Genomic DNA, 24,644 nt, shown 5'->3' with positions numbered 1-24,644 from the left:
TTCCTCCCGAAGTTGAAATCATTCGGGATTCTGGCTTTTAGATGGAAAGAATTTAATATGCTATTACGGATATTTTAGACGCTTTATTGAACAAAGAAATGGACTTTTGCCCAATCATTTGGTCTTACATTTTTTCGCCTGGCAGTTCGCTAGCCTGCTTGATCCAAGAAGAAAGTTGGGATTCGTCTATTTTATCATTCTCCTTGATGTCCAGGTAACGTACTTCTTTCTGCTTGGATTCGCCTGGAGGAAGAGGTTTCAAATGAGTCCCTCTAAAGAAAGCGACCTTAACATATTTATTAAAAACATGAATTCCTAAAAACCAACCGTCTCCCTCTATCCCATATAAAGGAGAATTCCATTTTACTGCCTTATAAACATAAGGAACTGTGCGGACTATGATTTCGTCTAGTTTGAGTCCAATGTCCTTTTTCCAACCAGGCATAGCAGAAATATATTCCTGGACCGGACCATCTCCATAACCCTTAGCGATTTGAGGATTCCCACCCGAAAGTAAGACTGGCTTTTTATTACTAAGAGACTTCTTCTTAGGAGCAGAGTTTTTCGCTGTAGTTTTAGTTTTCTTTGCTGAAGCCTTCTTTTTAATCATCTAATCCTTTTCCCTTTAGAATATGAGGTATATATTTTTCTATCCTCGCCTCTCTGGTCTTGGATTGTTTCGCAGAAGAAAAATGAAGAAGATAACCTCTTTGTCTGCCTGGAGTTAAGGAATCAAAAGCGGACTTTAAGTTTGGGGATTCATCTAACTTACTTAAAAATTCCTCAGGCATATCAAATTCTTTTGTCTTTTTGAAATTAACTTTCTGGCCGGACTTTTCGACTTCTATCGCATTTTTAATATAAGATTTTAAAGAAGTTTTGAGTTTATCGATCTCTTTCAGATTCGTAAATCGGATCTGACGAGCAGATTGCACATTCTTAGTTTGCTGTATCAGAATTCCTTTTGGATCTTTTAATAAAGCACCTTTGAAAAACAAAAACGCACAATAGTCCTTAAATCCATGTATCAAAACTATATTATTGTTTTGAGATGTATAACAAGGTTGACCCCATTTCAACTCTTCAGTAAGTCCAGAAGACAAGGCGATCTTCCGCAATGCTTCATATTCTTCCTTCCACTGTTTGGCTTTATTAAAAAAGAAATCAACCTTAGGATTCATTTACATTACCCTTGTAATTTTCTATCAGCTGGTCTGAAATACCAAGAAACTACTGTCAGAACTAGCAATAATATAGGTCCGAAATATTCTTTTGCCGAATCTCCTGCTGCAAAATGAGAGAACGCAGCTCCTGACATTGTAAAGAAAAATCCTGCATATGCCCATTCCTTTACCAAAGGATATTTGGGAACAATTACGGCGATTACTCCAAGTAATTTCCAAACTCCTATAATGATCATCAAGTAAGCGGGGTAACCTAAATGTGCAAACATATCTGCTTCTTCTTTCATTTGGATGACCTGTACGATTCCAGTAGATACCATGCCTAAAGAAAGCCATGCAGTAGCGATCCAATATATAATCTTGTTTCTCATGTCCAATATCCTATTTAAATTTTTTTGCAGTTTCTTGTAATCTGTTATGAGCTATATTGATACCCTGTGCGAAAGGCATCTTTAATAATTGGTCTCTTAATGAGCTAGACTTAAATACTATGTGCATAGTAAGTTTACTTTTCTCTTCTCCTAATGATTCGAATTCTAAAAATTCAAGTTGAGGCGGGAAAGGAGAATTTTCCATCTCGAAAGTACGGGTAATCTTCTGATCGGGAACATATTCATGGATAACACCGTTAAATCCATGTTTGTTGCCATGAGGATCTGTAGTTACAAATTGCCAGCTTCCATGTTTTTTAGCTTCTAATTTCAGCACTTTTGTTCCCATCCATTCTTCCACGATTTCAGGTTCAATATGTGCTTTAAAAAGCAGATCTACAGGAAGATCGAATTCTCGTGTGATCAACAGCTCTTGTTTGCCGTCTTCTGCATCAATTTTGGTTTTAATTTCCATATTCTATTTTCTTGATCTATATTTTTTCATTACGGATTCTAATTTGTTGAATCGATCGTCCCACATTTTACGGAAGGGTTCTATAAAGTCGGCAATTTCTTTCATCTTCTTTGGGTTCAATTGGTAATAAATTTCCCTGCCATTTTGCTCCTGTTTCAATAATTCACACTCGGTAAGTATATGTAGATGTTTCGAAACGGTTGGCCTGGCGGTATCAAAATTGGATGCGATGGCCCCGGCAGTCATCGCTTGAGAAGCCACCAACAGAAGTATTGCCCTTCTGGTAGGATCTGCTATTGCCTGAAATACATCCCTTCTCAGATTCATTATGTAGTCACTTAACTACAGATATAAATGTAGCCATTCAGCTACGCAACAATTTTTTAAAGTTTTTTTTTCGGATAGGGCTATGAGGTGATTCTGATGTTGGAATTCCAACATGGATTTTAAGTGGAAGAGTCTGTTGACAGAAGAAGGTTTCTGTGATATGAGAAATGCGCTTTCCCACGGGCCACTCCCCCCAATCCCAATGCAGGGTGGGGGCGACGCTTCATCATATGTAGGAACTCCTACAATCAATATCTCCTCCACTTTGCTACCCTGTGTGCTCCGTGAACTCTGTGCGAAAATCTTGTTTATATTGAGTTCTCACGGAGATCGCTGAATCCACGGAGAAAGATCTTCGACTAAAACCCGCCAGGGATGCGGAGGGCGCTAAGCGTCCCGAATGAATATGAGGGACGAGGGCGAATGCCCGAGCCCGTAGCAGTCCGGTCTGCCAAAGACAGAGGCGGCCCGAAACTAATAACTTTATAAGAAAATAATATTACTTACTCGTAATTTTTGCCAGAGATCTTTTTCCAGATAGAAGCCAGATGCTCTTTGATCTTTCCTTCCATTCCGTTTTTCGTTGGCTTATAGAATTGAGGAGGATTATCTGAAAGATCGTCAGGGAAATAGGAGAAAGGCACAAATCCACAGAAATCATGAGGATACTTATAACCCTGGCCGGCTCCCTCTTTTTTATGAGTAGAAGTGGGAGCATTTCTCAGTCGATTCGGGATCTTTAAACTTGTCCCTCTTTCTTTTACAAAAGAAAGTGCAGAACCTATACCCATATAAGAGGCATTGGACTTAGGACAAGATGCTAAGAATGTGGTGACCTGTCCTAAAATGATCCTTCCTTCGGGCATTCCAATTGTTTCTAATGCATGAAGTCCTGCTACTGCCAAAGGCAAACCGTGAACGGAAGCATTTCCGATATCTTCGGAGGCAAGGATAATGAGTCTCCTTGCAATAAAGAGCGGATCTTCTCCACCTTCTAACATCATTGCTAGATAGAATAATGCAGCGTCCGGATCACTTCCTCTTACGGACTTGATAAAAGCAGAGATTACGTCGTAATGGCTTTCCCCACTTTGATCATATTCGATTACCCTACTTTCCAAAAATGTTTCGATATCAGAAGCTTCTATCTGGGATCCTGCATCTCTGGATAGAACAAGTCCCTCTAAATTAGAGAGAAGTTTTCTTGCATCTCCTCCAGAATAACGGACTAAAAGAGAACTTGCTTCTTTTGTAATATTCGGTTTCGGATCTAAGGATTCTATTCCTCTGGAGAGGATCTCTAAAAGATCATTCTCTCCGAGCGGTTCTAGTTTAAGCACCTGGCATCTGGATAATAGAGGTCTCGTAATTCTAAAAGATGGATTTTCAGTCGTGGCACCAATGAGAACTATTCCTCCGGTCTCCACTCCTTTTAATAAACTATCTTGTTGGGAAGAACTGAATCTATGGATCTCATCTAAGAAGAGTAAAATACTCCCCTCTTTCTCAGACCTTTCTAATAATTTTTTAATATCTGCAACACCCGTGGTGACTGCGTTATATTCTACAAAAGGTAATTTCCATGTATTACCTAAAATCCTTGCTATCGTGGACTTTCCCGTTCCAGGAGGTCCGTATAGCAGAATGCTTACTGGTTCTTTATATTTTTGTAATTGAAGCTTTGCCTTTTCCTGTCCAATGACCTGAGCAAATGAACTCGGCCTTATCTTGTGAGGAAGAGGAGCTCGCTCAAATAGACTGTCCAAGTTCTTCTTCCAATTCTCTTTGGATCTTACGTATGCAGGAGCGGATTGTAGAATTGCACACATCGCATGCGCTATGACAGCACACTAAGGATTGTTCTCTGATCTTTCCATCCAATACATTCTCCACCAATTCTGAAATTCGAACCGGCAAAGCAAACCAATCTAAATTTTCTAAAATCAGCTCTTTTCTGGTTTTGGGAATGAGTCTTGGAGAATCGTCCTTCATCTAAACTTTTGTACCTTTGGTTCTTAAGAGAGTCAATCCGAATGTTTAGATCCCGATCCATCCACCCTTTATTAGATAGTAATAAAGAATAAAACGGGGGATCCTAAAAAGTGCAGCAGCAAAAAAAAGATCGAGCCTCATCTTCATTGCACCTGCTGCAACTGAGGTCCAAGAGTAAGGCAACGGAGTAAGGGCTGCAAGTACCACGGCCCAGAACCCGAATCTTTTTACGTATACTTCTAACTTCTCTTCATGATTTCGAATGAACTTAGAGAATACGGTTAATTTAGGAAGAAGGAATCTTCCTTGTGAATAAGAACATCCTCCTGCAAGTAAAGACCCAAACGAAGCAAAGAAGATTACCCAGAAATCGGGCATCTTTGCAGCCACCGCTAAGATCAAAAATGTATCCGGAGGAAAAAATACATGCACTGAGTCTGCAATAAATATAGAAAGTCCTACTCCCCATACGCCAGTGTAATCCAAGAAGAGTCCTGCAACCTGAGTGACTCTTTCATTAAAAAATCTTGCGAGAATCAGAACGATGAGTAACAAGATCACGCTTGCGATCAATGTTTGTCTGACTAAAGAGGTGATCACATTCTCCGTGGAATTTTTAAGTTCTTGGGATTCGGTTTTCAAAATTTACCTGCGATGAAACATTCTTTCCAGATCTTCTCTGGTTAATTTGACTAAGGTTGGTCTGCCATGAGGGCAACGGGATGGGTTTTCACAATAACTCAAACGATTGAGCATTTCTGCGATCAGATGGTCTGAAAGTTGATCTCCCTTTTTAACTGCGGATCTACAAGCCACACATTTTGCCATAAGATCGTATAACTCAGGTTCGGGAACTTCCTTGCCTCCTGTACGATTTAGAAAATCCAGAACGATTTCCTTTTCATGTCCTGGCAGAAAGTAACCTGGTACTTCTCGAAGTACCATTGTATCTTCTCCGAGTGAATCCAGTTTTAGACCTACTTCTTGGTATTCTCCCAATCTATCTTTTATATCTTCCGCTTCTTGTTTAGAAACAGGAATACGTATTGGCGTGAGAAGAGGTTGTATCCCATAATTTTTCTTTTTAAGCTTTCTTAAAACTTCTTCGTAACGGATCCTTTCATGAGCAGTATGTTGGTCTATGATATAAAAACCATCTTCTCCTTCTGCCAAGATGAACGTTTCAAACAAAAGACCGAAATGTTTCTTAGGAATAAACTCCGAATGTTTGATCGGAATATCCGTCAAATCATCTAATCTGGAGCCAGGTCCAACTGCTTCTACTGGAAATGAAGGAGAATGTTTCACTTCTTCATAAAGTGCTCCTCCTAAAAGTTGTTGTTCTGTTCCTGCAGAGGAAGAACTGGAAAAAGAGTATAACGTAGATTCCATTTTCTTAGGTTCAGGTCTTAAAAGTCTGTTTTTTAACTCCAAAAAACTGACCGGAGTGCTGGATCTAAGTTCTTTCTGGATCAATTGTAAGAAGAATGTATTAAATCCTTCTTCGTCCAGAAATCGGATCTCCTTTTTAGCAGGATGAACATTTACATCGATTGATTCGGGATCTACTTCAAAGAATAAGAAGCAGTAAGGATGAGCATTTGGAGGAAGAAGTTCATCATAACATTTCTTTAATAGATGAGAAGAATATTTAATTTCTACAGGTCTTCCATTCACGAATATAAATTGGCCGGTACGATTGGATTTATAAAAGTCTGGATCACTAATATAACCTTTTGCCTTCCAACCTTTTCTTTCCAGTTGGACCTCCAACAAATGGTCCCTGAAATTTTCGCCGAATAGGTCTATAATTCTTTCTCTTTTATCTTTAGGGGGAAGTCGATAAATCTCTTTATGATCCTGAACGAATCTAAATCGAATATCCTCTCTTGCGAGAGCCTGAACAGTTACCTTATCTCGGATCTTCTTATCTTCGGAACGAACTGATTTTAGGAATTTCCTTCTGACTGGAGTGTTATAGAATAAATCTTCAACTAGGATCTTAGTTCCTTGAAAGCCAGGGATGGATTCTTTGGAAAGTATTTGTCCTTTTTCCGCTCTTACCTTCCAAGCGGTAGGTTGTCCTGTTCCAGTCTCAATCGTGAGTTTAGAAACGGAGGCAATGGATGCCAGTGCTTCTCCCCTGAATCCGTAAGAAGAAACTAATTCAAGATCTTTTAATGTACGGATCTTACTTGTAGCATGTCTTTGGATCGCAAGAGGAATATCCTCTTCTTCAATTCCGGATCCGTTATCCGAAAGAAGAAGTGAGGTCAATCCTCCGTCTCTGGATTCCACTTCGATCGTGTCTGCTCCCGCATCGACCGAGTTTTCCATCATTTCTTTCAGGACGGAGTGAGCCGATTCTATCACTTCCCCGGCGGCGATTTGGTTGATAAGTTCCGGACTGAGTTCTTGGATCCTTCCCATATACTTTGGACCCAGCTTGGAAGGAGGAAATCTTATGTCAAGATTGGATTTCTGGTTTGGATAGTGAGATTTCCAGTATGAATTCCGAACCTTTACCCGGCACACTTTGGACGGAAATATCCCCATCCATTTTCTGAGCGAGGGCCTTACAAAGTGCGAGTCCAAGTCCGGCTCCTTGAAAAGGTTTAGTTACTCCAGAATCCACCTGCTGGAATGGGTTGAATATAGAACTGAGTTTATCTTCCGGAATTCCTATGCCTGAATCTTGGACCCGAAATCTAAGACGGTAGTCTAAATTATTATCCTGGACCTTCTCCCCTATAAGTTTAACAAATCCTTTCATTGTAAACTTCTCTGCGTTTTCAAGAAGGACCAAAAGCATTGTTTTGAATCTTTCTTCGTCCCCTTCCACAGTTTCGGGGAGATTATCAGAAAGTGTCACACTGAAATCCAGGTTTTTTCTACGGATCTTATCTTCCACTCTCATAGCTGCTTCATATATAGAGGCCTTCAGACTAAAACGTTTATTCAAAAGATATAATGTATCTTTTTCCAAACTAGAAGCATCTATCATGGAGCCAAGGATCACCATCATCGCATCCCCACTTCTCTTAAGAAGCTCCAACATCTCCTGATGTTCTGGTTTAATATCTGAATCCAATAACATCTGGGTGATTCCCATGATCCCGTTCATAGGAGTTCGGACCTCATGATCTACGTTGATCAAAAATTCACTTTTTGCTTTATTCGCGGCTTCGGCTTCATCTCTTGCAAATTCTAATTCTCTGGTCCTTTTTCGAACCAGCTCTTCCAAATTAGTATTCAAGATTTCTTGGACCTTCTCCCTTTCCCTGAATCCACTTAACATTTTGCTGGATAAAGAGAGAGAATTTCCGAGTACAAATATTCCAACCCCTATTCCGCTCAGCTCCCAGGAATCCAATAACTCAGCATGGAATAATATCTCGCTCGTCATGAAGAATAGAAGGAAGATAAAACCTGTAAGATAGATATAAGCTCCCGGCATTTTCTGTGACACCGCTCTTGCTAATACAACGAGAGCGCAAGCACCATTAAAAACAAACAAAAGATATGAAGGATTGATCAAATAAGAATAGATTGCAGGTCCGGTAAACAAAGTGATGAGTGTAAATATTCCGGCGAAAATATATCCCAACTTCAGGAATTTTTTTCCGAAGTTCATTGGAAACACTTCCAATAAAAAGTGTTGGGCCAAAGGCATTCCCATAAACCAGGAGATAAATTCAGTTCTAAGATATATTTCGGGTCCTACCAGAAAATGTTCAGGGAATAATCTGACTCCAGTGGAATACAATCTAAGCCCTACTGTGATGGAAAGAATTCCTAGGATCAAAGCAGAAGAATCTTTTTTATAAAATACTGATACAAAAATATGGAATAGACCTAAAAAGAAAAGTCCCCCACAGAGTATTCCTTCTAAATCCCTTCTATCCATATAGTATCGGCCTACACATTCTGGAGTGCCTATGATAGGAGGTTTCCAAAGTCCTCCTTTTCTATACTGATAATTCGAAATTTCAAAATCAAGATGAGCTAGGCCTTGCCATGTAGGAAGAATAGAATAACTAGTCTTAAGTTCCAGGCCATCTTCGGTTGGATCTCCTACCTTTCCCACCTCATTGATTAATTTTCCGTTAAATAGTATTCTATAATTTGTTCCTTGGTCATAAGAAACCAAATGTAAATTTTCTACAGGAGTAGAAGAGACTAGATCCACTCTATACAATGCTTTTCCGTATTTTGGAAATTCTCCCTCGTCAGAACCGGGCCAATCATGTTTGGTCCAGCTACCTGGGATAACACTTAAGGAAAATTTTTCAGGTTCTTTGGGAAGACTTATATCAGGAACAGTGCCCAACCAGGCAAATTTCCAGTTTCCGGTCATTCGGAAACATTTTCCCTGCTGGAGGGATTTTTCCCAATCTATAACACCATTCTCTAATAAAGCTTTTTTAGGAGAAGGTGTACAGTATGCGAAAAATAAGAATGCCGCCAGTAGAAAGAACGGATCCTTTTTAGAGAAAATTCTCATAGAGTTGGCTATCTTTTATCGATTTGCTGGAAATCGTCCAGGAGAAAATACGGACCTCGTCTTTTAAACCGAATCCGCCTGAGAACTGATAAACGGAGCCTTAGGAGACAAGAAATAACCACTTAATGAGGCAAATAACACAGGAGTAAAATTGGAAACTCCAGTTAAACCAGTAAGTAATATAGTAGTGCTAATAGGTGTTTTTGTAACAGAGGCGTTCACGGATGCCATTAAACAAATCAGCAAAAAGGATTCGTTCTCGGATGGAAAGAAGTCCATGAAAAATCTACCAGCAACCGCTCCAACGAAGAATAACGGTATAATAATTCCCCCTCTCCAACCGCTAGAAACAGTGATATTGATCGCCAATATTTTTAATAAAGCAAGAGTTCCGAAAAAGATCCAATTCCCCTTAGTGACTACAATCTCATTCAACTGGTCATGACCGAAATAACGGGTTAGAGGTTCATAATACGCAATGCAGCCTAAGAGTAATCCACCGATAGTGGTTTTTACAAAGATGGGAAGAGTTATTTTAGAAAAAGAAAATTTAGTAATTCTGAATATTCCATAAAAGATCCATCCTACGAGCGCTCCAGCCATTCCAAATCCGATCGCATATTGAAAATCTTCTATTCCACCAGGAATATATTGAGGAAATTCCCAAGTTGGCCCAATTCCCATATCAGTCATAAACAAGAACACAAAGTATGCACTACAACTAGAAAGGAACGCAGGCAATAACGCTTCGTAATACTCTACCACATGTCTATGTTGTAGGATCTCCAAGGCAAATAGCGCTCCTCCTAAAGGAGAACCGAATAGAGAAGTAAATCCTGCGGCCATTCCGGCGATAGTCATGGATCGAAGTTCTTCTCCCTCTAATCCTAACTTCTCCGCAAACCAACTTCCGAAAGATCCAGTAATTTGTACAAGAGGAGCTTCGGGACCTGCACTTCCTCCTGAAGAAATACTAAGCAATGAAGATAAACTCATAGAAGCATTATTCTTAGGATCGAGCTTTCCTCCCCTGAAACGAATATTATCGATTACTAATGAAATTTCTCCGGGCTCCCCCAAAAAGTAAATAAGAAGACCTATCCCTAAACCTGCCGAGGTCATGATTAAAATAATGTAATGTCCCTGGAAATCAGCCAAAAGTTTGGTAAGATATTCTAGGATTTTCCAAAACACCGCGGAGAATACTCCCGCAAAGATTCCGAGGAGTACGTATAGAATACTCCATCTGGAAAGCATGAATGGATTCTTTTTAGATAAGATGAAAACTGGATTTTTTAATAGAGCTTGGATCCGATCCATAAATCTGCCGGTTTGAAAAATTCAGACAAAAAGAACAGACTCTTTATTTTTCGAAGTGATTACTCCGATTTTATGGACCAGTTCTCCTTTTTCTTCCAAAGCCGCAGTAGCATCAGCTACCGATTCTGGAGAAACGATGACTATGTATCCGATTCCCATATTAAAAGTGGAATACAATTCCTTTTCAGATAAATTCGGAAAATCTTTTTGAACTCTTGCAAAGAAAGGATTTTCAGGAAGTTTTTCTCTTTGGATCTCTACTGCTAAGGAATCAGAAAACACTCTAGGAATGTTTTCGTAAAAACCCCCACCAGTGATATGGACCATTCCTTTCACTTCCACCTTCTTGGTAAGATTTAGTATACTTTGGACATAGATCCTCGTAGGACGAAGTGCAAATTCCTTTAAGAAACCGACTAACCCTTGGTCTGCGGGAAGTTTTCTTCCTCCATCTAAATACAATTTACGAATAAGAGAAAATCCATTGCTATGAGGACCGGAAGATTCTAAACCTAAAACGATATCTCCGGGTTTAATCTTAGATCCATCTATTAAGTCTTCCTTCTCTACCGCACCTACTACGAATCCGCCTAAGTCGTATTCGTCGGGGTCCATAGTGCCGGGATGTTCCGCAGTTTCACCACCGAGCAATGCAGCACCTGAAAGTTTGCATCCTTTCACGATCCCCGCAACAATCCTTTCCATTCTTTCCGGGATCAATTTACCGCAGGCTATATAATCTAAGAAGAATAAAGGTTCTCCACCAGAGACAAGAATATCATTCACGCACATAGCAACCAGGTCTATGCCGATCGTATCATGGATATTGAATAAACGAGCAAGCTCTACCTTGGTGCCTACACCATCGGTACCACTGAGTAATATAGGATTTTTATAATTTTTAAGAAAGGAAACGTCAAAAGCGCCTGAAAATCCTCCAAGCCCGCCTAGAACTCTGGGGCCATGGGTGGATTCTACGTTTTGTTTGATCTTTTTGACGAATTCTTGGCCGGCTTCTGTATCGACTCCGGCGGATTTATAACTGATTTCTTCTTGCATGGACCCGCTCCAGAACAGAATTCCCGAATCGGATCTAATGCCCAGAAAAAAAGCTATTTCATTTGATCGATTTGTTCCATTGCGGAGAGCTCACCGGCAGCTGCAGGGCGAACTTTTAGGGCCTTAATCCCAGGTCCTAAGTCGACAGCTTCTCCAGCTTTTACCAAAACTCGTGCCTCGTCGTCCTTTCTTGTGATCTGAACACTCCCCTCTCTCACTGCAAATGTTCCTGTTTCGTTAGCAGGATTCACTTGGCCCCAAAATTGGGTTCCTCTAACAGCAGCTACTACGGTTGGAGTATCGATAGAGATAGATTCGTTCTTTTTCAGTTTGGCTACTTTTACCAAAATATTGCCTGAGTTGATCTTAATATAATTTTGATCCGCTCTCAATGCCGCGATGGAAGCCTCTGAACCACCTAAGAGACGAACTGTCCCTAGAGTAGTGGTTAGATCCAAGGTAGCATCCTTATCCGTTTTTACGATTTCGGATTCAATAACACGATCACTTGCTTTCAGAACGGAGCCTGCTTTTTCCGCAGTCGCTTTTCCTACGATAAAGGAGACGATTGCATCCGTAGTTTCCTCTTCTTTAGGTTTGCAGAAGAAGAACAAGCTCGGAACTAATAGGATCGTAACTAACTTTGAGATGGATATAGAGTTCATACGGATTCATAAAGCTAATACAAAGCACCTAGACCGGGAACTAAAAAAAAAGGCTGTAGGAAAAAAATTTCCACCTGTTATGGGGATACTTTTTGTAATAACTGGTAGGCTATACCTTCCGTTTCCTTTATGTTTACCGAGGAAGAAAAGAACAGATTGTAATTCGGATGACCTTGTTTTTCATCCAAATGAAGAGATCTGACTAAATGGCGGACGGTACCGAGGTTCCCATCATGTAGAATTGCTTCCGGATAGAGCTCTTTGATTTCGTTTTTCAGAAATACGTAATGAGTGCATCCCAACACAAGCGCACGGATCCCTTGTTCTTTAGGGACTTGTAATATGTTTTTGAGAAGAAGTTTTGCTTCTTCCCATTTTCCTTGATCCACTAGTGTAGCAAGACCGTCACAATTCAAGTGAACTACTCTTTCGGACGCGCCTAATTCGGACTTTAAGTCCTGCAATTTTTCTTCCCTATGAGTGACTGAAGTAGCGAGTAACGCAATTTTTTCACCAGGATGGGAAAGAAGTGCAGGTTTGATTGCAGGTTCCATACCAAATACTGGTACGGATAATTCTTCTCTTAATTTAGAAGCAGAAGCTGAGGTTGCGGTATTACATGCAAGAAGGATTGCATCTACTTCTTCCTTTAAGAAAATATTACATACATTGCGAGTGAGTTCCAAAACTTCGGAAGTCTTCTTCTCCCCATAAGGAGCATTTGCAAGATCTCCATAATAGATAAAGTTTGCAGAATACGGAAGTTCTAAGAGTTCCTTAAGAACGGAAAGTCCTCCCATTCCGGAATCCATTACTCCGATCTTAGGAACTCTTTCTTTATCGTTTTTCATATCCTAAACGGACGCTGTATAGTCCTCTATACTCTTTCTTAAAGTATTATAGATCCAACGGAATTTTTCCTCGTCTTCTTCCAGAAGAGTAACCCTAAAACCATCCCTATCCGTACAGAAAGAAGAAAGTGGAACCACACAAATACCTGTAGATGCCAGAAGATAATACACAAATCTACGATCTGGAGCACAATTTCCAAGTAGAGGGCGAATAAATTCTTCTGCCTTAGAATTGGAAATAGGAAGAGTCATCTTATCTCCCAAAATTCCCTTATCAAATGCAACAGTAAGATAGAATGCACCCTTAGGTTCCACAACTGTAACACCTTTCAGTCCTTTAAAAGAGTCGGTTGCAAGTTTTGCCTTCTTCTTGAACTTTTCATTTCTTTCTTTTAAGTGAGGAAGAAACTGAGGATGGGAATAAACTTCAGGAATTGACATTTGAGGAAGAGTGGTAGAACATACTTCCAACATCTTAGCATCCAAAAGAGATTTTACATAACGTGCAAAAACAGGATCTTTATCCTTGTTAAATATCTCCAACCAGCCGCATCTTCCACCCGGCCAAGGAAATTCTTTGGACACAGAACGAAGCGCCATTCCAGGGACCTTATTTCCGATCACTTCTGAAAGATGAATGGTTCCGGTTTCGGAATAATTCACATGAGCATAAGTCTCATCGCAGATAAGCATTACATCATATTTTTCCGCAATCTTAACTATCTCACGCATTACATTTTTATCATATACTGCGCCGGTTGGATTGTCCGGATTGATCAAAAGAATACCTGCAATCGAGTCATTATATTTGACCTTGTTCTCTATATCTTCCAGATCAGGCATCCACCCCTGCTCAGGATTTAAGTTATAGGTCATATGCTCATAACCGGAGTGAGCCGCTTCCGCAGAAGAAAGAGTAGAATATGCTGGACTTGGTCCTATAACTCGAGCCTCTCTTCTTAAGAAACCGAAAATTTTAGCGACTGCGTCACCGAGTCCATTAAAGAATAAAATATCATCGGCGGTGATTTGGGCCCCGCCTCTTTCGTTCACTTTGTCCGCTAAAAAATTTCTGGTCTTCTCAAATCCTTGCGTAGCCGTATAGGCCCAGGACTTGTCTTCGAGGATCAGATCAGATACAATTTTTTTCATCCAAGGAGCGACCTTTTCTCCTTTTTGGATGGGGTCCCCGATATTCTCGTACGTAATCGGAACTCCGAGAGCTTCTAACTTTTTAGCGACTCCTACGATCTGACGGATCTCGTAAATGAGAGCATCAGCACCGCTATGAACGATATTTCTTCTCATGTCTAGCCTTATGATTTTAGAAAAATTATTTCTGTATCAATCGAACGGTCAGTTCTTCCAGGTTTTTTTCCCTGTAGATCCTAAGTTTTAACCTGCCGCCTAATCCTACTATTCCGACCTGTTCCCTCAGATCATTAATATTTTTAACTTGGACTCCGTTTGCTTCCATAATGAAGTCATATCGTTTCAAACCGGAACTTTCTGCGGAAGAACCTGGATCCATATCATATACCAGAACTCCCTTCCAATCCGCAGGAATTCCGAGAGTCTTTCTATGATCCGGAAGTGGAACTGTGGCCATCACACCCAAGGTGGCAGGACGGATAATCCTCCCCTTATTCTCTTCGATGAGCTGGATAATTTTTTTGGCATAATTCATTGGAATGGCAAAACCAATGCCGGTGTTCCTACCTGAGTCGCTTCGGATCAAACGATTGATCCCGATGACTTCTCCGTAAATATTGAGAAGTGGCCCGCCGCTGGAACCTGGGTTGATCATGCTATCCGTTTGGATATGGGTCTGTCCGGTCTCATCCAAATCTTCTCTATACTTTGCAGAAACTACGCCAACTGAAAAAGATCTTTCCAAACCGAAAGGAGAGCCGATTGCGATCGCCCAATCGCCGACTTCTATTTTGTCGGAATCACCGAAGGATACAGGTTTGAGCCCACTTCCCTCTTTAATTTTGAGAAGAGCAATATCCGCTCTTTCATGGCTTCCCACAAATTTAGCTGGGAAAACACTACCATCTGAAGCGATCACTTCTATACTTTCCGCATCAGAGATCACATGAAAATTTGTGACAACGTATCCTTTTTCGTGGATGAGAAATCCGCTCCCGAAAGAGGAAAGTTTTTCTGTTCGATAATCGAAATATTGGTAAGGGCTTGTAATCGCTTCTGTTTTTTTGGTTCGAATAGAAACTACGGAATCCTTTGAAGAGTTATAAACATTTCGAAAAGCATTCTGTAATTGGATCCCGGCTTTTTGGTCGGAATAACCAAGAGGTTTGCTGCCGCGGAAAAAGGAGGACAAACCTCCTTCTCCGGGAAGAATAAGGACGAACAGGAATAAAACCAAAAGTCCGATATTGATCCATACGATTTTAGGAAGACGAATATTCATGCAATCAGACTCAACCCACCTTCTACCTAACGGAAAGAATCGTCGACTCCGATTCTTTTCCGGCATACCTGTTTTATTTTTTCTATTCTTTTCCGGCCAAGGATGTATTCCCTATCTCTATCATCTTGGAAAAGAACAGGCTAAGATATTACTACAAAGAAAACCAATCTCAGAAGTTTTAGGTGATCCTGAAATACCTGAGACCACCAAGACAAAATTGAAAGAAGTGGAGAAGATCAGAGATTTCGGAGTCCAAGAACTGGCTCTCTCTCCTGAAGGTGGATTTAAAAGTTTTGTTCAATTGGACAGACCTGCAATTGGTTGGCATGTAAGCGCTTGCCATCCTTTAAAATTCGAATCCTATACTTGGTGGTTCCCGATCGCAGGAACAGTTCCTTACAAAGGATATTTCCTATTAGAAAAAGCAAAAGAAGAAGAACAGTCCCTGAAAGAACAAGGCTTCGATACGAGAATACGTATCACTGCAGGGTATTCTACTTTGGGATGGTTCGAAGATCCGTTATTTTCTTCTCAACTTTACGAAGATCCAGGAGATCTAGCCTCGATTGTAATCCACGAAATGGCTCACGCTACAGTATATTTCCCTGGCGATACTTTATTTAATGAAAGTTATGCGAGTTTTGTAGAAGACCAAGGTTCGGACGAATATGTTTTAAAGATCGGTGGCTCAAAACTTTTAGAAGAAAGAAAAAGATCAGAAGAAGAAACTAAACTTTATAAAAATTTAATTATAGAAACTGCAAATTTACTCAAGACCGCATATTCAAAAGGTGGCGTAGAAGATGTCCTCCGTGCGAAAAAAGCGGAGATCATTTCCAACTTTCGAAAAAAGATCTTACAAACAAAATGGACTAAGATCAATTCCAAAAAGCTCGCTGAAAAAGATTGGAATAACGAAGACTTTATTGGAATGCTAAGATATAATTCTGGGTCAGGATATTTTAAACGAAGATTCGAGGAAGTGGGGAAAGATTTCTCCAAATTCCATGAAGAGATGAGAAAGCTGAAAGAGAAGAGCGCAGAAGAGAGGAAGGCACTATTGGAGGAGAAGTGATTCCGTTTTGGATGTTGGAATTCCAACAAAAGTAGGATCCAAAATTTAGTTGCGGAGTTGCTATTTTTGTGATATATGCGGATAACGCTCTCCCACGAGCCACTCCCCCCACCCGAACCAGGGTGGGGGCAATCTCAATCTCTGTGTTGGAGTTCCAACATAGTTTATTCTTTCGAAATAAATGATGTAGTAAACAATCTATACCCGTTCCAGTATTTATCTACTGGATAAACTTCTCTCATAGTTTCCATCGTTTTCAAAAAACGATTTCGAAGAGAAGTTTTAGAGTCTTCCTTTCTGGAAGAAATCTCTTTTAAAAATCTGGAATTATGAGTATCCGTCTGAAATCCAAGATTCACTATCCCTGGGCCTTTCCAGAATTTTCCTAAATAATATAATGAATCTCTTAAGTTTAAAGAAGCATTTCCAAAACCTTCCAAAAAAGAAGAAGATAACATCCAAACACCTTGCAAAGCTCCAGGTTCCGCTTCAGAAATGGAGCGATTTCCAAACAAAATTCCTTTTTCTCTATCTTCTACCAAAGGGATACGAACCACATGAAAAGGAGTGATCGATAGATTTCCCCTAGGAGAAAGTTCTAAGTTTTCCAACTGGAGTAATTTAGAATACCAATCCGGAGAATTCGAATCGTCTTTGGTTGCGATCCCAAATCCATCCCAGAATTCTTCCTTCTCTTTGTGTACAGGATTTTTAAGCAAAGTTTCAGGATCTGCAACATAATAGATTTCTTCTTCCGACTTAGGCAAAATAGGCGCCAAGAAATGATAAGAAGAAAGATACAAATACGTGGTCTTATTTTTAGCAGGACGAATATTCTGGCGAATTTCAGTTTCCAATGCTTCTCTCAATAAAACTTCTGCTCCGCCTTTATCTGCTTCTTCGTTGTATTTATAAATGGAAGCCCTTATTCTTCGATTGTCCTTAAAAGCAAGATCACCCTTAGATTTACCTTTTGTAAATTTAATATAGAAAGTTTTTAAGCCAAGGTCCATAAGAGCCAGGAACTCTTGGTTTTCAGGGATCCGATCTTCTAAAGCAAATGACACTTTATTAAAAAGAGGGAGATCAGAATAAGAAACTGAACGACCAAACATAGCAGAACGTACTCCCGAAATTTTATCCTTGATCAATCCTAGATCAAAGAATGTTTCTGAATCATTTTGCTGAAAGGAAAGTGTCTGTAAATATGTTATAAAATCGTTAAGCTCTCTTCTTTCAGACGGACTAAACTTCTTCTTTTTTCGATGCTTAACAAAACGATTTGTTAACTCCACAAATTCGGAAGATTTTTTAGAAGAAGCGTTTTCGTATTCGGAAAGATAATCCGAAAAGCCGGACTCAGAGATTTCGCCAGGCTTTTTGCCCTCTAAATAGTAAATTTTGGAATTAATAAATTCAATTTCGGAAGAGTAAAGTTCGTCTGAAATTCCTTTCGATTTAGAGATCCAATACTTCACCTTATCAAGATCTCCTCGGGAAAGATATGCTTTTGAAAACTCCAACATGATCTTCACTTGTCTTGGAAAATTTTTCTTAGACTTTTCCAGATCTACAAATGAATTCAAAAATTCTTCCATTTCCTTTCCGGTTTCCTCTGGAAGAGAATAGCGTAGGAGATCCAAAACAGAAGATCTGAACTCAGTATCCAAGGCCTCGAACAAAACCTTGGAAGAACTATGTATCTCCGAATATAAAGAAAGAGGAGAGAACCTGTGTCCTAATTTTTTACGATTTTCTAAAAAGGCCAAATGCCTCGGATAATTTCTATCTTGAGGATCTAACTCGATTTGATTCGAATTTTCGAACCAATCTTCCTCTTCTTCCAAAAGAGCCTTTTCTTTGCGAATCCTTTCCTCCATTTTCTTCCAGATCTCCAGATCTGATCCGGACGAGATGAATTGTTTAGCAAGTTCAAGTTGAGAAGAAGCCAGATCAGGATAATAAGCTTCCAAAGCTAAATTAGAAACTTTTAATCTAAATAAGAATGGGTCATATCTATCTACTGAAATATTCGTGTTAAGAGAATTACCTGGAAATTTTCCTTCTTTTAAAGTTAATATTCCGTTTATAATTTCATTCTTAGTTTCCGGCAGAGAGATCTCTCCACAATCCTTGTATTCAGTTTCCAGTAAGCGGGATAAACATAGGTTTAATCCTAATTCTTTTTGAGAATTTAGATCTCGATTTTCATAACGTAAGGAAAAAATTTTATCCAAAGAGGAATCAGGTTTTGATCTATGGTAGGCTCTTAATAAATCAGATTCAATTTTTAGAGCTAAACTTGAATTAGGTTCCGCATAAGAACGGGCCTTATGCAGACCAGAAAATACTTCAGATGAATCTGAAATTCTTTCGTCTTTCCTAGACTTAGCAAAAAGCCTTTCCGCTTCAACATTTCTATTTTCGGATCTTTCTAAAGCTCTTCCAAATCGAATTGCTGTGTTAGATGTTTTGCCCGTAAAAATTTCTTCCAAAGATTCTTTTATACAAGTTTCTCCAGGACATAGATACATCAGGTTTACGCCCGAACCTGAAAGCCCAGTAAATGCTTTTATGATCTGATGCCAGCTCGGTTTTTCGGAGTAAGTAAAGATTACAGCACCTATTCTATGTTCTCTGGAAAATATTTCCCTGAGCTCCATTACATCCTTCTTTCTTTCCCCAAAGGCAGAATCTCCTTTTAAATCTGGGAAAGGACTAATAAGAACATCAGTATCTTCTAATATATCTGTCCAAGAATCAGAATCTATCTTTCTATAATTCCAACCGGCAATAGGTAAAAAAGAAGAAATTACCTTAGGGGTTCTTTCATCTCTATTTAAAACAGAAGAAGAAAGCTTAAAACTGATTCCCGGGATTTGTGAACCTAATTTTTCACCTATAGATGTATTTCCCGGATCCAAAATAAGACTGCGGCCAGAATTTTCAAAATTGGACTTAATCCAGCTTTCCGCCTTGGATTCATTTTCAAAATTTTGGAATCTTAATGAAGAAACAGTTTTGATCCGCGCAAATATTGATCCCTTAGATTCTAACAAACGAATTTCAGTCTCGTTTTGTTTTATGACATCTTCTGCGACGATGCCAAAAGGATCTAAGAATGCAGCCTTCTTGGGAAATTTAGATCTTAAAACTTCTAGAGATTTAGAAACTTGAGAAGCTGCTTGGACAAGGGCAAGTTCTTCTCTTTTGATATCCCCCCTAGTTTCCAGTGCAAACTGATATTTTGAGTAAGTATTTTTGTAATATTTCCAATCGGATTCAAATTTTACATATTCTGTTCGAGCTTCTCTAAATTCCCAATTTCCTTTTTGAAAATTACGGAAATTTAATAATCTCTGGAGTCTGGTCCAATCGTTAAAAGCTGTATTTGTACTTCCAGAATCCAACTCGGCTCTTATTTTTGTTTCATATAAGTCCCTGAGGAGAAAACTTTTATTATCCGAGATGAGATGAAATTGTTTCTTAAGAAGTTCCTCTGCTTTGGATAATTTGACCTTTGCCTTATCTGGCTTTTTAGAATTCAGATCCAATCTTGCCTGTAAAACCCAGGTTTGAATGAGTTCAGCTCCAAAATAGAAGACGTTTGCCATCTCTTCTGCAGCTTTTAAACATTCCTCGGCTTTTTCTAAGTCACCTAATCTGTATAAAACGCTGGCCCTGCTTAGAAAGTGAAATACTCTTTCTTTCCTTTGAAATGGATCTTTAGAAAGCCCAACGATCTCCTTTGGCAACCCGGAAGGAGTTTCGAGCAATGAAGAAGAGATCCCTAATTTTTCAAAACCTTCTAACCATTCCCCTTTTTTAAAATTTTCCTCACCCAAATAATAAAGAACAGTCGCTTTCAATATATCAAAATCATAATATTGCTTATAGAATGCTTCTGAACAAACCAAATTCCCTTCCAACAGATCTTCCGACCAAGAAGAAAGGCAGTTTTCCATAGATTCTCTTTTAAATTTGTTTAGCTCTTTCAGAGCCTCGCTCAATTCTTCCGAATGACTAATTGGATCCTTTTGGTCAGTGGCTTCTATAGAAGCGAATAAAGAATATAAATATCTTTTAAAACTACTTGTCGATTTTCCGACAAGATTTGCAGAATCCTTGAGAAATTCATTTTCTTCTAAAAATGCTAATTTAGCTTTTTCGAATTCATTTCTTTTATATTGAAAAAATCCTAGATCGGCATAGGACTGGGACTGGATCAATTGTCCTGCCAAGGTCTTTCTCAAACCTTTTTTACTCGCATATTCTAATCGTTTATTTGTTTCTTCTGCGGCTAAGCGATAGTTTTGTTCTAATACAAGATTATTCACTCTTATCCCTGAAGATAATAATGGCTGGAAGACCGGAGGAATAGCTTCCGGAAATCTACCTGAACCGGAAATACGAACGGAGTCTGGAAGAACTGTGTCAAAAACAATATCCCAAATAGAATCCCAAACAGATTCCCAAAATTTGGGACTCACCTTCTTAGGAAGCCAAAGAGTGGTGCGAGAAGAAGCTTCCTTCTCTGCTTCTTTCAAATTCTCTTCGGATTTAGAAATATAACCTAATTTTTGATAAGAAATTGCTAATGCATTTCTGATATTGATCGGATCTACCAATTTAGAAGGATCATTCAACTCTAATGCTTCTGTCAGATAAGGAAGAGCCTGTGCATATTCCCCCAGTTCCATATGAGACAGGCCAGTCAGGGTCCGAAGAAGCGTCAATTTCTCTCTATAACTTTGTAAGTTCTTAGCGTAATCCGTTCCAGAATATAATTGTAAGAATTCATTTTTAGAATATAGATCCGATGCAGTTTTTAATTTTCTGACGGCATCCCCATACTTCGACATGTACATGGAAGCACGAGCTGAGTTAAATAAGAAGACGGCCTTCTGTCTGTAATCTTCAAATTGCGCTTTAGATATTATGTAATTAGAATAAGATTCTACTAATGAATATTGTTCATCTGCCTTGGGATAGTTCTTCAATAAAAAGTAATTATTGCCTAGATTCAATCTCAGATCTGAAAGTGCTTTTTTGTTATGGAAATTTTCTCCTAATAATTCCAAGATCTGGCTATATAATTCTATATTCTCTTCAAAGTTTTTTTCAGGGAAATATTTAGAATATTCATCCTTATATTTATCTTCATCAGCAGGCTCTTTGTCGTTAGGCTTTCTGGACTTCATAATGTCAACATATTGGTATAACCAACCTAAAAGTTGATAAGCATCATGATAGGTAGGTTCTGCAAATATGATCCATCTAAGCTCATACTCTGCTTGTTTAAAATCTCTAAGAGCTGCTTCTTTCTTAATCCGATCCATTGTACCGGAATTATAATAAAATGTTTCGCGAATTACGGAACGATTAATTAGATAATACGCATATCCATAAAGTGTGGCTAGATCCAAGAAGGCCCGAGCCCGAGGCAAAATCTTTTCTTTTTCGAAATATTGATCTATATAAACGAGTCCCTCTTTTTTATCTAATGGATCAAATTCAATAGGATTCAAATTTCCTAAAATGCCTGAGGCATTCTTTTCACTTACAGATCTCGCTAATTTAAAAGAAGTATCTACCATCAATTTTTGATAATAGATGGCGTAATCCTTATACACTGTATCCTGAAAGAGGCTTTTACTCTTTGCTAAGAACATATTTTCAGTATTATAGAAATAGTGGAGAGAAGCTTGGAAAAAGTCAGACCTGTTCTCGTAATTCCGGGCTAAATTCTCAAAATAGATAAAGAATCTTTCCATTTCCTTATCAGAGATTTCCACTCCTGAATCATGATCGTAATTTTCCAAAAATGTGCGAAGAGATTCTAGAGAATAGCGAACACTTCCCAGTCCTTTAAAATTAGAAGACCTTAATAGATGGATTCTAAGAAAGAGTGGGTCCTTAGGAGTGATATCTTTTAATAAGGGCTCCAGTATAGAATTACTTTCAACATATGCTCCTTGTCCAGAAAGCCCAGACGCCTTCGTATACATTAAAAATCTATACAATACAGGAGAGAGTTCTTTTATCTTATTTGATAATTCTATTTTTTCAGAGAGAGAAATTTTTTCAGAATCCGATTTTCCAACAAAAATCTGCTCCTCAAAAAGGCCGTATAAATTCCTGAGTTCTATCGTTTTAGATTCCGATTCATTTGCAGCTTGCAGAAGTGTAGAAGGAATAGCCCAATCCTTCCTCTTTGCTTCCTTAAGCTGAAGAGCTCCAATATTTCTTAAAATTTCATGAATATTATAATATCCCGGAAATCGAGCCACTAATTCCTGCTTCGAGTTCAGTGAGGCATCTATCTTGCCTGATCTCTCTTCCAAATTTCCGATCTCTTCTAAGATTGCGCCTGCCACTTGTGTATCCGCATGGTTTCGAATATTAGAAAAATATTCTTTGATCTCCGGGATCCCTTTGTTTTCCGATTCCAAATAGAATACATAGGCGAATCCCCATTTAGGATCCAAACGAGACGCATTCATCTCTTTTTTGATCTCTGAGGTTTTACCAGATTTCTTATAGATTGAATATTTTTCGTTTAGGACTTTCGCTTTAAAAACCGGATAAAGAGGATCTTCTTTATAATATAATTCTAAGGAATCCAACGCTAATAAATAATCATCTAATGACTGTTTCTTGCCGTATTCTTTAGCCAGCTCGAATTGTGCCGAAATATTAGAAGCCTTAGGAATAGATCCGCTTAAAGGAAGAAAATAAATATTTAAGGTTCCGTAATATGATGCGGTGAATAAAATACTTCCTCCATTAAAAGAGGAATATTTCGTATCAAATAAGGAAAAATTCCCGGATGTTAGCCTTCTCTCTTTCATATCAGAAAGATCCAACCGAATAATTAAGCTATTATCTCTCTCGTCTAATTTTCGATTTCCATCGGAATCGGAACGAATGGAAGTATAAAATAAATATCTACCATCAGGAGATAAGCTTGGAGAAAAATCTAAGTAAGAATCATTTGTCAGTCTTTTTGTTTTTCTGGTCGTTAGATCCAGAGAATAGATCTCACCTTCTCTGGAATCCGAATAAGATAGATAAACAATTGTGTTTCCATCTTGGGACCAATACGGATTTACTGCTCCGGACCTTGTAAGTAAGACAGGTTTTTCTTTTCCTTCTGTATCCCATAAGATCAAGTTTGGAGTTCCTGGAGTTAATCTATCCGAGGAAAACAATAGCACTCTACTGTCCTTTCCCCAAATGGGATCCGAATCTGAAAATTTATCGGACTTAGAAATATCAGAATATTCTAGATTCGTAATAAACTCGAAGTCATCGTTTAGAAATCGTTTTCCTTCTAATATCTTCTTTGCCCAGACTTCAGGTTCTATTTCTAAAAGAACTATATCTCCTGCTGTATCATATTGCTCCGATACAAATGCTAACTTTTTACCATCTGGACTGATCGCAGGTTTATATTCTGAAGAAGGATGCTCCGTAATAGGAACTACAATGGAACTCTTAAGATCTCTAAACCAAATATCATAATTTCCTTTTTGTCCCGTAGTATAAAAAAGATATCTTCCATCCTTGGTGGTGGAGTTATATAGGTTATTTCCTCTTTGTACAGTTAAAGGAAATGGTTTGTCATTTTCAGGATTAAAATAGTTTTTAGAGATGGGACCATAGTCGAATTCGATAGGCCTTACTCTTTGGGCCGGCATAAAAACGAGACAATTACAAAATAGAAATAGAGAGAAGAATAGAACCCCGCGTTTCATCAAAAACTATTCCTTCTTTTTCCAATTACCAGCAGAAGCCTCGTAATATTCCCCTATATCCGCTGAACGAAGCCAAGTTGTTTGGATACTTTCTTTGATTATGGCCTTCTCTTTTTCAGCAATTAAACGATTTGGATCCGAGAATGCCTTCTTTAACTTTTCTTTAATTACGATATCTCTATTTTCATTCGTGAGCTTAATTAGATCATCTATTCGAGATTTTCGTTTTTGATCTTGGAAAATTTTCTCCGCGCCCGCTTCCTTGATCTTAGGATTCCATCTGACTTTTCCATCTAACCCTTCGGCCAAAACTCCAAGACTTCTATATTCTCTCAGTTCTCTCGCTAAATAAGCCAGGATACGAAGCGCCATATAGAATTGATTATCAGAAGTATTTCCAAATTCTTCCTTGATCAGATCTCTTTCCCAGATCTCGGAGCCTGAAGAAGAAGTTTTGATAGAGGCTATAAGCCAGCCATCTTTTTCAAGATTTCGATCCTCTCCCAACATTTGTTTTTCCGCCGCAGTTTGTGTCTGGGTGAACGTGATAGGAGGAGCCTTTATGGGGCAATATACAAACAAGGGAAAGGATACAAAAAGAATAATATAGGATTTGAGAATATTCTTCAT

General features: G+C 38.8%; 19 protein-coding genes. 1 reads left to right on the top strand and 18 read right to left on the bottom strand.

Annotated elements, in window-relative coordinates; translation table 11 throughout:
* Positions 1 to 124 precede the first annotated feature (124 nt).
* From B1C82_RS03880 to B1C82_RS03805, 16 genes are all read right to left on the bottom strand, one after another.
* On the bottom strand, positions 125 to 610 hold the full coding sequence (locus B1C82_RS03880) for a DUF1801 domain-containing protein (protein ID WP_086446287.1): 486 nt from the start codon (positions 608 to 610) through the stop codon (positions 125 to 127).
* The gene (locus B1C82_RS03875; protein ID WP_086446286.1) at positions 603 to 1,181 is read right to left on the bottom strand and encodes a YdeI/OmpD-associated family protein; all 579 of its coding nucleotides are present in this window, start codon (positions 1,179 to 1,181) and stop codon (positions 603 to 605) included. The genes B1C82_RS03880 and B1C82_RS03875 overlap by 8 nt, the downstream gene beginning before the upstream one ends.
* 5 nt (positions 1,182 to 1,186) lie before the next feature.
* Positions 1,187 to 1,555 (bottom strand): DoxX family protein, encoded by a 369-nt coding sequence (locus B1C82_RS03870; protein ID WP_086446285.1) that lies wholly within the window; start codon positions 1,553 to 1,555, stop codon positions 1,187 to 1,189.
* Between the two features lie 10 nt (positions 1,556 to 1,565).
* Entirely contained in the window at positions 1,566 to 2,030 is a 465-nt protein-coding gene (locus tag B1C82_RS03865; protein WP_086446284.1) for an SRPBCC domain-containing protein, read from the bottom strand.
* Positions 2,031 to 2,033: 3 nt separating this feature from the next.
* Positions 2,034 to 2,357 (bottom strand): ArsR/SmtB family transcription factor, encoded by a 324-nt coding sequence (locus tag B1C82_RS03860; protein WP_086446283.1) that lies wholly within the window; start codon positions 2,355 to 2,357, stop codon positions 2,034 to 2,036.
* Positions 2,358 to 2,860: 503 nt separating this feature from the next.
* Positions 2,861 to 4,123 (bottom strand): replication-associated recombination protein A, encoded by a 1,263-nt coding sequence (locus tag B1C82_RS03855; protein ID WP_086446282.1) that lies wholly within the window; start codon positions 4,121 to 4,123, stop codon positions 2,861 to 2,863.
* Positions 4,107 to 4,349: a hypothetical protein gene (locus tag B1C82_RS03850; protein ID WP_086446281.1), complete on the bottom strand. Its 243-nt coding sequence runs from the start codon at positions 4,347 to 4,349 to the stop codon at positions 4,107 to 4,109. Before B1C82_RS03850 ends, B1C82_RS03855 begins: the two co-directional genes overlap by 17 nt.
* Positions 4,350 to 4,394: 45 nt before the next feature.
* Positions 4,395 to 4,991, bottom strand: a complete 597-nt coding sequence (locus B1C82_RS03845) for a YqaA family protein (RefSeq protein WP_086446280.1) — start codon at positions 4,989 to 4,991, stop codon at positions 4,395 to 4,397.
* Between the two features lie 3 nt (positions 4,992 to 4,994).
* The gene (gene mutL / locus B1C82_RS03840) at positions 4,995 to 6,779 is read right to left on the bottom strand and encodes a DNA mismatch repair endonuclease MutL (RefSeq protein WP_086446279.1); all 1,785 of its coding nucleotides are present in this window, start codon (positions 6,777 to 6,779) and stop codon (positions 4,995 to 4,997) included.
* 37 nt (positions 6,780 to 6,816) lie between these two features.
* Positions 6,817 to 8,853 carry a sensor histidine kinase gene (locus B1C82_RS03835; RefSeq protein ID WP_086446278.1) on the bottom strand — a complete coding sequence of 679 codons (2,037 nt, stop codon included), beginning with the start codon at positions 8,851 to 8,853 and terminating at the stop codon, positions 6,817 to 6,819.
* A gap of 63 nt (positions 8,854 to 8,916) precedes the next feature.
* Positions 8,917 to 10,173, bottom strand: a complete 1,257-nt coding sequence (locus tag B1C82_RS03830) for a chloride channel protein (protein WP_086446277.1) — start codon at positions 10,171 to 10,173, stop codon at positions 8,917 to 8,919.
* Positions 10,174 to 10,194: 21 nt separating this feature from the next.
* A complete protein-coding gene (gene purM, locus B1C82_RS03825; RefSeq protein ID WP_086446276.1) occupies positions 10,195 to 11,232 on the bottom strand; it encodes a phosphoribosylformylglycinamidine cyclo-ligase in 1,038 nt (345 codons plus the stop codon).
* 53 nt (positions 11,233 to 11,285) lie between these two features.
* Positions 11,286 to 11,897: an adhesin Lsa19 gene (gene lsa19 / locus B1C82_RS03820; protein WP_086446275.1), complete on the bottom strand. Its 612-nt coding sequence runs from the start codon at positions 11,895 to 11,897 to the stop codon at positions 11,286 to 11,288.
* A gap of 77 nt (positions 11,898 to 11,974) precedes the next feature.
* On the bottom strand, positions 11,975 to 12,748 hold the full coding sequence (gene murI / locus B1C82_RS03815) for a glutamate racemase (protein WP_086446274.1): 774 nt from the start codon (positions 12,746 to 12,748) through the stop codon (positions 11,975 to 11,977).
* A gap of 3 nt (positions 12,749 to 12,751) precedes the next feature.
* Positions 12,752 to 14,056, bottom strand: a complete 1,305-nt coding sequence (locus B1C82_RS03810) for a pyridoxal phosphate-dependent aminotransferase (RefSeq protein ID WP_086446273.1) — start codon at positions 14,054 to 14,056, stop codon at positions 12,752 to 12,754.
* Positions 14,057 to 14,081: 25 nt separating this feature from the next.
* Positions 14,082 to 15,182, bottom strand: coding sequence for a S1C family serine protease (locus B1C82_RS03805; RefSeq protein WP_086446272.1), 1,101 nt, complete (start codon positions 15,180 to 15,182; stop codon positions 14,082 to 14,084).
* Between B1C82_RS03805 and B1C82_RS03800 the strand changes: the two genes are divergently transcribed.
* Complete coding sequence (locus tag B1C82_RS03800) at positions 15,181 to 16,257, top strand: aminopeptidase (RefSeq protein ID WP_086446271.1); 1,077 nt, start codon at positions 15,181 to 15,183, stop codon at positions 16,255 to 16,257. The genes B1C82_RS03805 and B1C82_RS03800 overlap by 2 nt on opposite strands.
* Before the next feature lie 164 nt (positions 16,258 to 16,421).
* Here B1C82_RS03800 and B1C82_RS03795 read toward each other — a convergent pair whose 3' ends face one another.
* Positions 16,422 to 24,014 carry a TolB-like translocation protein gene (locus B1C82_RS03795; protein WP_086446270.1) on the bottom strand — a complete coding sequence of 2,531 codons (7,593 nt, stop codon included), beginning with the start codon at positions 24,012 to 24,014 and terminating at the stop codon, positions 16,422 to 16,424.
* Between the two features lie 6 nt (positions 24,015 to 24,020).
* The gene (locus B1C82_RS03790) at positions 24,021 to 24,644 is read right to left on the bottom strand and encodes a DUF1318 domain-containing protein (RefSeq protein WP_086446269.1); all 624 of its coding nucleotides are present in this window, start codon (positions 24,642 to 24,644) and stop codon (positions 24,021 to 24,023) included.

It is taken from the genome of Leptospira venezuelensis (assembly GCF_002150035.1).
GTDB classification, from domain to species: Bacteria; Spirochaetota; Leptospiria; order Leptospirales; family Leptospiraceae; genus Leptospira_B; species Leptospira_B venezuelensis.
The sequence above is the reverse complement of the archived record's forward strand: the minus strand, read 5'-3'. Positions and strand labels throughout refer to the sequence as shown.